Raw genomic sequence first — 12,699 nt, 5'->3', positions numbered from 1 at the left:
TAAGCATCACGCATTGGATGTAAGAGGAAGGTGAAACTGCTGAAATTCTTGCAATAGAATTTGCCTTTGATTCAAGAGAGGTGTGGTGTTGATCAAGGCCTCAAAATGATAGTGCTCTCGCAAACATTCGAAGTTGCGATCTAATTGAGCAACCTGTATGTATTTCGGATTAGCAGAGATTGCTTTACCTAAATATTCCAGGGCCAATTGTAGGTTTTGCTGCACAGCGAACACAGCAGCTTGAGCATACAAGGCTTCAGCGTAAGACTTATCCAACTGAATAGCTTGTTGAAAACTATTAATAGCTTCCTCATAGTGTCCTAATTTTGCCAAACATAGACCTCGCTTTGACCAGATTTTAGATTGTTTAGGTTCAACTTTCAAAGCCTTGTCATAACAGATGATTGCTTCCTGATAATCACCAATAGCTTTACAAATTTGACCCTGATTATTCCAAGCAGAAAAAGCATAAGGATTAATTTCTAAGACCTTCTGAAAACATTTAAAGGCGCCATGAACATCGCCTAGCTTGTATAAGCTAACGCCTTTATTATTCAGTGATTGATAATGCTCACGGTTCAGCCTCAAGACTTCATCATAGGAATGAAGACCACGTTGATATTGTTTTTGGCGGAGAAATAAATTTCCTCGGTGATACCAAAGAATTTCTTGATTCGGATTAACAGCCAAGGCTTGACCATAACTGAAAATAGCATCTTCTATTTTCTTGAGTTGCTCCAACAAAAAGCCTTTATGTGACCAGGCTTCTACACAATCAGCTTTAAGTTCGATCGCCCGATTGAAACACATCAATGCTTCTTGAAAACGTTCTAACCGAACCAAAATCGATCCCCTTGCACAAAGAATATGAGGTGAGTTTTGATTGATTTCTAATGCTTTAGAATAATTCATCAAAGCATCATTATCTTGAGATAAAAGCTCAAAAACCAGACCACGCTTATACCAAATCTCTGCTGAATTCGGCTTAATTACTAATGCTTTGCTATAAGATTGAATTGCTTCGTGGTATTGCTTCAACTCTTTCAATAAGTCGCCTTTATTGTCCCATGACAAATAATCATCTGGCTCTAATTTCAAAGCTTGATCATAGGAATCAATGGCCTCTTCATATTTCCCTAATACCTTGAGTGTATTGCCACGATTATTCCAAGCTGGTACAGAGTCAGCTCTAAGCTCAACTGCATGGTTATAACTGTCTAAAGCTTCTCCATAGCGCTGTAACTGAAACAGCACAATACCGCGGTTATACCAAGTCTCACTATGTTCCGCATCAATGGCGATCGCCTCATCAAAACTAATTAAAGCTTCGCGATATTTCTCTTGAATTCCTTGCTCTAATCCCTGACTATTCCAAAAAGCATAATCATCCTGACTTTTCCCCGCAGTGTTACTTTGACTGCGTGAAACATCTTTAAACTGACCAAATGCCAGAGAAAAGCCATCACTGTCCCGATTATTTAATTTCATTATCCCAGTAGTAGTAGATGCCCATGTATTTTATATCACACATCTCAATAACCAGAAGCGAACAAATATTACTTGTCACAATGAAAAAAGTAGCCAATCCTACAATCATCGAAACCCAAATGATTATCGACTACAAATTCTGATTGAAATCCATAGCATCAAACTTATTTTCATTGATCTTTACGCTTTGCAAGACGCTCCAATTCAATACGAGTAGCAATTATATTTTCCTTCTTGATTTCAAACTCATGCAATTTCTGAGTGTTTTCCTGAAAATTAGTCTCAATGATCTCAAGCTGTTTATTTAATGTTCTTTCAGCTAAATCAGTAATATTAATTGCCGACTGTTCGAAGGTCTCATTAACATAATCTAATCGATCCATAATCCACTTTGACAAAACATCCCACAAACTTCCTTTAGTACTATTAATCCCTTCTGACCACTGCTTTGCCATTGTTTGTGGTGATGGCAAAAATAACTCCATATAATCAATCTCTGAATACTTTTTCTTAACAACAGGCTTTTTGACTTTTTCAATCACGGGACGAGCTTTCAAACGACGACGAGTACTTTTAAAGCAAGATCCTTGTCGATAATATTCAGTGTAAAGCTCCCTACGAATTTCACTAGATTCTTCAAAAAAAGTTTCTGAGCCAACTATTTCAATCTCTGTCTTACTTTCTTTACGACTTAAGTCTTGAATTTCAAAAAAGTTTTCAGGTAGAGCTGGAGGATTTTGCAAAAGTTTTTTGTAGAGGCTACTAATGGCGGCTTTGCTTAAAGTAATCGAACAGTATTCTTTGCTAACAGTCAAACAAATCTCAAGCTGTTTAAGCTGATTTTCAACGAGAGATTCCAATACTTCTTTAAATTGTTTTGCTTGAGCTTGTAAACAAAATTCTGCACGGCGGGATATCGCTTTTCTGATTGAGCGATAAAACAATTTAACGACACGTTCATCTTGCTTCAGTTCAGCTAATGCTTCATCATCATTAGTCGGTACACGACGCTTAATGAATCGACCATTTTTGTGCTTACTAAATTTGCCTAGAACTTTCTGAACTCGTTCATAATTTTGAGCGATTTCTTGAGCCAATTGAATACCAATGACAGGCTCCAGCTTTTCTTTTACTTGCAACATCGACTCTTTCTGATGGAAAGATTGGCGTATTGGAATAATGAGTGACGTAATTAGATCTGTTTCAACATTTCGAACAGAGTCAAAAACAGCGGAAAACCCTTGAATACCATTGGCTTCAGTCTCTTGTTTAATCTTCAGTCTGAGCTTAGGATTATCATTTTTCAATGCGGCCATATAGACATTGACGGTATCGTGAAAGTCTTCCCGAATTTTTGAGAGACAAGCTTGTAAATCATTGCGAATCTTGACGACTTTCTCTTTTTCTTGGTTCACCTCTTCCGTGGTGCCAATTCGACGGGCTTGTAATAAAATCTCCAGGGATTCATTGAGGGCATCAAAACTATTCAATGTTTCAACAAGAATTGGAATAATAACTAATTCAGAAAAGGAGTCTTTAAGTCTAGTTTGAATACAGTCCCATAATTTTTTTCCACCACTCCATTGCATTGCGTATTGCAGTAATTTGCGCAGATCCTCATCTGTAATTTCATTTTGGTCGGCAACATTATCTTCTAGATCTCGGAACCATTGTCTTAACTCTCGGTTTTCGCTCAGATTCTCACGGATCACTTTTGCACAGTCGTTAAATAAGGCTTCTAAAAATTGAATTCTTAAGGCTTGAGGGACTTCTGAAGCAGAGTCTAAAGGGGTTGTTCCCCATGCACATTGAGAGTAGTAGAGCAGGCGGGCATTGAAAGGGATTAAGTCTGGCTCTTCTGCAAGGTCTAGAACTTCTTTGATTTCTTTTTTAAGTTGAACGATTCTCTCTTCTAAAGGCAGGTCATCAGTACCACGATTATCAATACGGTTCAAAATGAAGATCATAGATTCGACGTGGCCATGGTAGTACCTCACGACTGTTTGCAGTTCGCTGAGAAGGCGCTGGCGCTTTTCTTCGTTAACTTGGAGATAGTCAAGGGCCACCAAACTAAAAGCTTTACCGACTTGCGACTGGATGACAGACAGGTTGCGGCGATCGCTGACAGATTTCAGTCCTGGCAGATCAAGGAATTCGATACTAATTTCGTCGGGTAGACCGGATAATGCAATATCTCTGGCCGGTAATAATGGGAAATAAGCTTTGACTTGGGGTGCAACGCATTCAGTGTTTCGCTTAAGTTGACGATAATTCTGCATGGTACTGCGAATTTTGAGATAGATATCCTGATCATCTAAATCGGTCCATTCACCAGTTTCCCAAGCTGCCTCTGGAGTTTGATTAATAACCAAACGGCGTTGCTCATCGTGGTTGATACTGAGTAGACCAACGCTCATTTCTCCTGCTTCAATCGGAGCAATTCTCCGGCCAATTAAAGAATTGACGATGGTTGATTTTCCAGAGGAAGTCGTGCCAATAGTCGCAATTCTTAGGCGAGGGTATTCGAGACGGTTATTGGCGTCCCGGTATGCATTCAGAAATTGCTCTAATTCTGTCCCAATATTTTGATCATCGAAAATATCTGGAGCGGAGCGATAAATGTCAATAATCTGCCGTCCTAACTGCTTTAGAAGCTCATGTATTTGATTTAGATTCTCCGCAGGGCTAGGTGGGGTCATAACTTTGGTATTTGGCGTCTTTGATACACTGCGTCTGTCGCGAGGCAAGCTTTAAAATTGTCCCCTAGAACAAATGCAAAGCAGATGGAGAGACTATCTTGTGCAACATTCTAGGCTGTTCAGTCTACACAACAATCTTGCTACAGAAGCTATGAAAAATCATCTAGTAAGAGATCTTGTGGCAGGTAGTTTAGGAAATATAGCTCAGATGAGAGGATGTCGAAGTAATCTATTGATGTATTGTCAGATTTCATGATGGCAGACAAATTTTTTCGCAGAAGGAAGAGAAAAATTATTACGAAAATAGACTGCAGCGATCTTGTTTGATTTCTGCGCTGTGCTCTGACTCTCGCTTGAGAGCACATAATACTTTGTTAAGATAAAGACTTCTTCATCATTGCTCACAAAATCAAGGATTAGTAATGAGTCAGCAGCTCATTGAATAGTATTGCCAATGGTTAAGTTCACCTTTATGAGATTAGTGATCTGTTGTAGTCTTTCGAGCTTTTTTTTGCAAGGGCGTAAAGTTGGATATCTAAACTTTTGATCAGGAAAACTGTTGCGCATGGAATTGGGCATAACGTCCATCTTCCGTGAGAAGTTCGTCATGATTTCCGGACTCAACGATTTTTCCTTTTTCTAAAACAAGGATGCGATCGCTGCGTCGGACTGTTGCGAGACGGTGAGCAATGACAAAAACAGTCCGGTCTTTCATAATGCGTTCTAAGGCTTCTTGCACTAATGCTTCAGATTCGGCATCAAGAGCAGAAGTCGCTTCATCAAGGATCAGGATTTTGGGATTGAGTAAAACCGCACGGGCGATCGCCACCCGTTGTCGTTGACCGCCGGAGAGATTAACACCCCGTTCTCCCACATAGGTTTGATAGCCTTGCGGAAAATCTGAAATGAATTGATGAGCATTAGCAATTTTGGCAGCGGCTTCGACTTGTTCGACATTGATATCAGTCTGACCAAAGGCAATATTTTGGGCGATCGTGCCAGAGAATAAAACCGTTTCCTGCGGCACAATACCAATCTGTTGGCGCAAGCTTTTTAACGTGACGGATTTCGTATCAACGCCATCAATTAGAATTTCACCACCATCAGGATTATAAAAACGAGGCAGAAGATTAACGAGGGTGGTTTTACCGGCTCCCGAAGCTCCTACCAACGCCACCATTTCGCCCGGTTTCACTGTTAAATCAATGCCCTGTAATACTGGTTTATCGGCTTCGTAGGCAAAGGTCACATCACGATATTCAACCTTGCCTGTCACTTCGGGCAGAAGCTGAGCATCAGGGATTTCGACCACACTAGGCTGAATCGCCATCAGCTCAAAAATGCGGTCGATAGAAGCTTCCCCTTCCTTGAATTCATTGAAATTGCTGGTCGTAATCTGAATTGGATCGATCAACAATGCCACTGCTGCCACATAGGCCACAAAATCCGCTGCGGTTAAATTCTGTTGGGAAATCTGCCAACCACCAAGGAAAAATAGAAAAATGACGCTCATGGCTTCGAGGAAACCCACCACTACAAATTGCAAGGCTTTAATCCGTTCGGCACGATATTTTGCTTTACGGTTTTGCTCAGCTTCTAATTCAAAGCGCTGTAGCTCATAATCTTCTGCGGCAAAGGCTTGCACCAACCGAATCCCGCTAAATACTTCGGTTAGGAGTGCAGACAAATTGGAGGTACGGCTCTGACTTTTGCGGGAAAATTCAAGAAGTTTTTCACCGAATGCCCCAATTAAAACCGCCATTAGAGGACCAATCACCAACGCCGCACAGGTAAGTTGCCAATTCACCCAAAACATATAGCCCAACACCACAATGAGTTGCAAAATACTGGGGACAAATTGGTGGAAAATTTTATTAATCACTTCCCCAACGCGATCAATATCCTCGGTGAGACGATAGGACAAATCCCCTGTTTTCGCGGTCTCAAAGTAGTTAAGACTCAATTTATGGAGGTGCGCATAAACTCGGACGCGTAATCGTAGGGCAATTTTCAGCGCGGCCTTTGCCATTAGGGTGTCTTGGCCATATTGCACAAAACCCCGAATCAGAAAAATAACGGCGGCTTTACCAGCGAGATTGATAATACCCTGTACATTTCCTGCGCCAATATCAGCAGCGATTTTCCCGGCAAGGTACGCCAAAATCGGCCAAAATATCGTGAATCCCAGCGTACACAAGAGAGCGAGAGCAATGGTTTTCCATTGGGGACGCAAATAGGGCAGCAGTTTTTGGTAGTTAGGGCGATCGCTGTTCAAAGGAGTGGTGGATAGGGTTGGCAGGTTTATAGTAAGTGATTCGGCGGAAATTCTTTAATAAAGCAGAAGGGTAAGGACTATGGATGCGATGATGGTAGGCTATACCTTTACCTAAATATTTCCGGCATCGATGAGTGTAGATTGGATTACCAGAGCTGACCGTCTCAGTGCTTTACCTCCCTATGTATTTGCCCGTTTGGATGAGCTGAAAGCTAGAGCAAGGGAACAAGGGATTGATTTAATTGATTTGGGCATGGGCAATCCTGATGGATTCGCACCCAAAGAAGCGATTGATGCGGCGATCGCCGCCTTTGAGACAGCCAGGTTTCATGGCTATCCGCCATTCGAAGGAACGGCCAGTTTCCGGAATGCCATCACCACTTGGTATAAACGCCGCTACGATGTCGAACTAAATCCAGACAGTGAAGCTTTACCGTTGCTGGGCTCAAAAGAAGGATTAGCTCACCTTGCATTGGCTTATGTGAATCCGGGCGATACGGTCTTGGTACCCAGTCCTTCCTATCCCGCTCATTTCCGTGGTCCTCTGATTGCGGGAGCTGATGTCTATGAAATTATCCTGAAGCCAGAGCAGGATTGGTTAATTGACCTCGACTCTATTCCAGAAGAGGTTGCCCACCGCGCCAAGATTCTCTATTTCAACTATCCCAGTAATCCCACCACTGCTTCTGCACCGCGCGAGTTTTTCGAGAAGGTTGTGGCATGGGCACATAAATATAAGGTGATGCTCGTCCATGACCTTTGTTATGCAGAGTTATCCTTTGATGGGTTTAAGCCCACCAGTTTGCTCGAGATTCCCGGTGGCGATGAAATCGGTGTCGAGTTCCACACCCTTTCAAAGACATACAACATGGCAGGTTGGCGGGTGGGTTTCGTCGTGGGTAATTCGGACATTATTCAAGGTTTACGCACTTTAAAAACGAACCTCGATTACGGAATTTTCTCTGCCATCCAAAAAGCAGCAGAAGCAGCCCTAGGACTCCCCGATACCTATATCCAAGGGGTGCAAGAGCGTTATCGAGAACGTCGGGATTGCCTGATTGAGGCTCTCAGCGAAATTGGCTGGAAGGTCAAACCTTCTAACGCCACGATGTATCTATGGGTTCCTGTACCACCCAGCATGAATTCCACTGATTTCGCACTCTATGTACTCCGGACAACTGGTGTGGTTGTGACTCCCGGTAATGCCTTTGGCCAAGGGGGAGAAGGCTATGTGCGGATGAGTTTAATTCAGCCCTGCGATCGCCTCCGTTATGCCATCAGCCTCTGGAAGAATGCGGGTATTCATTACGATATGGCTGCACCAGAAGAGTAGGAACAACAAGTAAAAGTAAGCATTCTAATCCTCCAATTCCGGGGGATTTTCTAATGGAGAATTAAAGGGCTTGATACATACCAATAATTTTGGTGATGACTGCCTCAATAGTCATTCCATCCGTCACGATTTCAGTGGCATCCTCAGCTTTGAGGAGCGGGGCAATCTTACGGGTGCTGTCGAGGCGATCACGCTCTGTGATATCAGCCTCTAATTTCGCAAGGTCTACTGTTTCCCCTTGGGCTTCGAGATCTTTGGCACGACGGCGGGCACGTTCAGCGGGGGTAGCAGTTAAAAAGATTTTCACTTCTGCATCAGGAAAAACATGGGTGCCAATATCTCGGCCTTCCGCCACAATGCCACCCTGTTTACCAATATTCTGTTGCTGCTTGACTAATGCTTGGCGTACAGCGCCTTGGGCTGCAACAACTGAGACCTGCGCTGTCACCTCTGGAGTACGAATCGCTGTTGTCACATCATGGCCATTGGCGAGCACGATAGTCGGTTTGGTAGGGTCTGCTGAAGGTTTAAGTTCCACCGTTGCAGTATTCACCAATTCCGCCACCGCACTTTCCTCTTTCGGGTCAAAGTCATTGTTTAATGCGAGCCAGGCGATCGCCCGGTACATAGCACCAGTATCGAGGAATAATAGACCCAGTTCATCTGCAACGCGACGGGTAACAGTTGATTTTCCAGCACCGGCGGGGCCATCAATCGCAATAATCGGTTTGCGAGAAGTATTCATAAGAACGACATTATCAATGAGACGGGTTTCACCGACATAGGCGGCAATAGCCAGTAAACCAGATTCTGTCACTGTTGTGAGGGGCTGCAACGTCTCTGGATGTACCAACTCCAAATATTGCAGTTTTACCTCAGGAAATTGTTGGAGGGTTTGTCGGGCGATCGCCAACAGTGTTTCCCCATTACATTCACCCGATTGAAATGCTGATTGAGCCGCAGCTAACGCCTGAGATAAACCCAACGCCTGCGATTTTTCCTGCTCACTTAAATATTGATTGCGAGAACTGAGTGCCAAGCCCGAATCCTCTCGCACAATCGGACAACCCTGAATTTTGATAGGTAAATATAAATCCGCTACCAATCGTTTAATAATGGCGAGCTGTTGGGCATCCTTTTCACCGAAATAGGCAATATCTGGATGTACTAATTGCAAGAGCTTCGCCACAATCGTTGCCACGCCACGGAAATGACCGGGACGATATCTGCCACAAAGTCCACTGGTCATCGATGCAGGCGGCACAACCTCTACCGACTCCTCTTGACCATAGATTTCGTCTACCGATGGCGCAAAAATTAGGTCAACGCCTAATGCTTCACAAAATTGGCGATCGCCCTCTAGGGTGCGGGGATATTGATCTAAATCTTCGTTTTCCCCAAATTGCAGGGGATTCACAAAAATACTGACGACAACAAAATCTGATTCAGCCCTTGCCCGTCGGATAAGACTGCCATGACCTGCGTGCAAAGCCCCCATCGTTGGCACAAAACCAACTTTTTTTTCAGGAGTGAGCGCCGCGAGAGCAGCCAGCAAACTCGCAAGAGTATGAACCAGATTCATGATTAAAGTCGCTTATTTATTTGCCGAGGATCTCTAGTCTGACATTTGCAACACCAGATGCCATGAGACCAATCTGCTGAGCAGAACCTTTCGACAAATCAATTTCACGGCCACGAATGAAAGGGCCACGGTCATTAATGCGAACAATGACAGACCTGCCATTATTCATGTTTGTCACGCGGACTTTTGTACCAAAAGGCAAAGTCTTATGGGCAGCAGTCATTGCATATTGGTTATAGCGTTCACCATTCGCAGTGAGACGACCATGGAAACCAGGGCCATACCAAGATGCGTGACCAGTGAAAGAACGCAAAACATTCACAACAGGTGCCACAACCTTAGGCTTGGGCTTACCCACAACTTCGGTAATAGGCTCAGCATTACCCATCAAACGACGGAGACGGTTCGCAGCAATGAGTGCATCTTGCTCACGGTTGTTGGTGCTATCAGCGAGAGTGACGGTGTCATCAACAGCGACAACAACTTCATCCGCGTAAACAAGCTCATATTTGTTTTCAGACTTCCAGCGAACAGATAGTTCAGAGGCATCAAAGTCTGGGTTTTCAGCAAGCTCGTTAATTTTGTCAGAAACTGTTGCGGCGATCGCCTCAGTATCACTGTCAGCAGTGTCACTAGCATCACGGAAAGTTAGAACAGGCAAACGATTGATGTAGAGAGTCGTAGCCGTGCGCCCTTCAAAAGGGTAGGAAAAAAGTGTAGCGAGAGATTCTAAAGCTTGATCGGTGTCGAGAATTTGAGTACGCGCTAGCTCTGTGCTTGCATCGTCAGCATTAGCCGTAGTCAAATCAGAAGAAATAGGAAGCGTTGTTACAGCGGCACAGGCGGCCAATGTTAAAAGTAAATGTTTTCGTTTAAATACCATTTAAAAAGTAATTGAATTCGGCAACCAACAAACCCATCTTTCATTCCGGAAGAACGTTACATAAATTTGTGGTGTGGCGACCCTGATTGAGAAAAAAATCATTGAGTCTTGCTCAGGACAAACGTTGTGATCACGTTACATTTCTTAAGCGATGTCAGAGTATCACAGGCTTTTTACGCGTAACATCCGTATACATCGCAAAAAATTTAGCCCCACAAGGCAGAATTAAAAGCAGGGAATTCAGGTTAAAGCACGGTAAAATCAGCTGTCTGGCATACCCGTACCTACGGAATTGTTCACTGTAAACCAATAACCAATCTTTATCGCATGGACTACCAACAAGCAGGAGTAGATATTGAAGCAGGGCGTTCTTTCGTCAAAACCATCAAGGAGAATGTCGAAAGCACATATCGTCCTGAAGTGCTCGGTGGACTCGGAGGCTTCGGAGGATGTTTTGAAATCCCAGCGGGCTATCGGCAGCCTGTTTTAATCTCCGGAACAGATGGTGTCGGCACAAAATTAAAAATTGCCCACAAAACTGATCGCCACCACACGGTAGGGATTGATCTCGTCGCGATGTGTGTGAACGATATTTTGACGGCGGGTGCAGAACCACTCTTTTTTCTCGATTATTTAGCGACGGGAAAATTAGAACCACAACAATTAGCAAATGTGGTGCAAGGAGTTGTGGAAGGTTGTAAGCAAAGTGGCTGTGCCTTACTCGGCGGTGAAACAGCTGAAATGCCCGGCTTTTATCAAAAGGGCGAATATGATGTGGCTGGCTTCTGCGTCGGTATTGTCGAAAAAGACCTAATTCTTGACGGCTCGAAAGTTGAAGTCGGAGATGTGGCGATCGCTCTCGGTAGTAGTGGTGTCCATAGCAATGGTTTTTCCCTAGTCCGCAAGATTATTGAAATGAATGGGTTGGATTGGACAGCCACTCCCTCAGAGTTTGGTGGTAAAACTTTGGGTGAAGTATTCCTCACTCCGACACAAATATATGTTGAAGTGATCCAAGCAGCACTCAAGGCAGAGTTGGATGTTCATGCAATGGCACATATTACGGGTGGTGGTTTACCAGAAAATTTACCTCGCTGCCTCAAAACTGACCAATCGATTCAAATTGACACCACAGCTTGGGAAATCCCAACAGTGTTCCAATGGCTGCAAAAAGTGGGTGAAGTGCCAACAGCTGCAATGTGGGACACATTTAATATGGGTGTTGGTTATGTGGTTATCGTTCCAGCAGCAAAAGCATCTGACAGTTTAACCTGGTTCCAATCACAGAATCTCACTAGTTTCCGGCTCGGTAAAGTTGTTGCAGGACAGGGTGAAGTACTGGGTTTAGCTTAGTTTTTGGCTAATTGGGTAAGGGCTTAACGGATTAAGCTCTTACAACAGAAATTTATATGTTTAATGACAATTAATAGAGCAATATGTTTTCTTCTCCTTTTGAAAATCAAGCACCTCAACCTCAAGAAAAATGGCGATTGCACGTCGATTGGTTTGTACAAGACTATCAACCCCAGTTAGCTGCATTGGTTTGGGGACTCCAGCAAGAATGGGGCAATGATGGCACCATTCTCGGCATCGATCTCCAGCCACAACCTCACTTTATCCCTTGTTCTCCAGAGTCTTTGCAAACCTTAAATAAGCGTGTTGGTGGCCGCATCCAAGAAATTCTCGGCATTATCAAGGGCGCAGATACTAATAAAGAAACGATTATTCTCTGCATCGGTGGTGGACAAGTAAAGCTCATTTATTTTGAAGCAGAGCCCAGTCCAGCTGGTTGCTTTGAGACCCACGGGCAAGACATCGATAAACTCATCACCGACCTAGAAACAGTAATGGCAGAAACGATTAAGCTCGAATCGGCAACGAAGTAACGATCTACTACGAAAAGCGGGGAATAAAGGTCGATTTTTTTACAATTAAGACAAGATATCCCGCAAAATCCCCTAGGAAGGCATCATGATCACGAAAACCGTTGCCGAAATAATGACCGCCGATCCAGTCGTCGTAAAAAAAGACACGCCCCTTGCTGAGGCGATTCAACTCTTAGTCGATCGGAAAGTGAGCGGTTTACCTGTCGTTGATCAAGAGATGAAGCTAGTGGGGATTATCTCGGAAGGGGATCTAACCTGGCAGGAAACGGGGGTCGATACGCCACCCTACATCATGCTGCTCGACAGTGTGATTTATCTCCAGAATCCAGCGAAACACGATAAAGAAATCCACAAAGCACTGGGTCAGACTGTCGGTGAGGTAATGAGCGATAAGGTTGTGACGATCGCCCCGAATAAGATGGTACGAGAGGCAGCTCATCTTATGCATGAAAAGAAAGTAGGACGCTTGCCAGTACTAGCCTCTGACAGCAACAAAGTATTAGGGATTATTACTCAAGGTGATATCATTCGGGCTATGGCTCAAGTGTCATAA

The 12,699-nt window shown here is 43.8% G+C and carries 9 protein-coding genes; 4 read left to right on the top strand and 5 right to left on the bottom strand.

Translation table 11 applies throughout. From position 1 onward, the window contains the following. Positions 1 to 6: 6 nt before the first annotated feature. The 3 genes from LEPTO7376_RS02850 to LEPTO7376_RS02840 form a co-directional block, all read right to left on the bottom strand. Positions 7 to 1,488, bottom strand: coding sequence for a tetratricopeptide repeat protein (locus LEPTO7376_RS02850; protein ID WP_015132777.1), 1,482 nt, complete (start codon positions 1,486 to 1,488; stop codon positions 7 to 9). A 170-nt stretch (positions 1,489 to 1,658) separates the two neighbouring features. After that, the gene (locus tag LEPTO7376_RS02845) at positions 1,659 to 4,187 is read right to left on the bottom strand and encodes a dynamin family protein (protein WP_015132776.1); all 2,529 of its coding nucleotides are present in this window, start codon (positions 4,185 to 4,187) and stop codon (positions 1,659 to 1,661) included. A gap of 547 nt (positions 4,188 to 4,734) precedes the next feature. After that, entirely contained in the window at positions 4,735 to 6,462 is a 1,728-nt protein-coding gene (locus tag LEPTO7376_RS02840; protein WP_015132775.1) for an ABC transporter ATP-binding protein, read from the bottom strand. Positions 6,463 to 6,592: 130 nt separating this feature from the next. Here LEPTO7376_RS02840 and LEPTO7376_RS02835 point away from each other — a divergent pair, with 130 nt between their 5' ends. Continuing rightward, positions 6,593 to 7,795 (top strand): aspartate aminotransferase, encoded by a 1,203-nt coding sequence (locus tag LEPTO7376_RS02835; RefSeq protein WP_015132774.1) that lies wholly within the window; start codon positions 6,593 to 6,595, stop codon positions 7,793 to 7,795. A 61-nt stretch (positions 7,796 to 7,856) separates the two neighbouring features. Here the strand turns inward: LEPTO7376_RS02835 and LEPTO7376_RS02830 are convergent, their stop codons facing one another. Continuing rightward, the gene (locus LEPTO7376_RS02830) at positions 7,857 to 9,377 is read right to left on the bottom strand and encodes a bifunctional pantoate--beta-alanine ligase/(d)CMP kinase (protein WP_015132773.1); all 1,521 of its coding nucleotides are present in this window, start codon (positions 9,375 to 9,377) and stop codon (positions 7,857 to 7,859) included. Positions 9,378 to 9,393: 16 nt separating this feature from the next. Further along, entirely contained in the window at positions 9,394 to 10,260 is an 867-nt protein-coding gene (locus LEPTO7376_RS02825; protein ID WP_015132772.1) for a septal ring lytic transglycosylase RlpA family protein, read from the bottom strand. Positions 10,261 to 10,587: 327 nt separating this feature from the next. Here LEPTO7376_RS02825 and purM point away from each other — a divergent pair, with 327 nt between their 5' ends. The 3 genes from purM (at position 10,588) to LEPTO7376_RS02810 (ending at position 12,699) form a co-directional block, all read left to right on the top strand. Then, positions 10,588 to 11,613 (top strand): phosphoribosylformylglycinamidine cyclo-ligase, encoded by a 1,026-nt coding sequence (purM, locus tag LEPTO7376_RS02820; protein WP_015132771.1) that lies wholly within the window; start codon positions 10,588 to 10,590, stop codon positions 11,611 to 11,613. 83 nt (positions 11,614 to 11,696) lie between these two features. After that, a complete protein-coding gene (locus tag LEPTO7376_RS02815) occupies positions 11,697 to 12,146 on the top strand; it encodes a hypothetical protein (RefSeq protein WP_015132770.1) in 450 nt (149 codons plus the stop codon). A gap of 88 nt (positions 12,147 to 12,234) precedes the next feature. After that, positions 12,235 to 12,699 (top strand): CBS domain-containing protein, encoded by a 465-nt coding sequence (locus tag LEPTO7376_RS02810; RefSeq protein WP_041764794.1) that lies wholly within the window; start codon positions 12,235 to 12,237, stop codon positions 12,697 to 12,699.

The sequence above is a fragment of the [Leptolyngbya] sp. PCC 7376 genome (assembly GCF_000316605.1).
GTDB lineage: Bacteria > Cyanobacteriota > Cyanobacteriia > Cyanobacteriales > MRBY01 > MRBY01.
The sequence above is the reverse complement of the archived record's forward strand: the minus strand, read 5'-3'. Positions and strand labels throughout refer to the sequence as shown.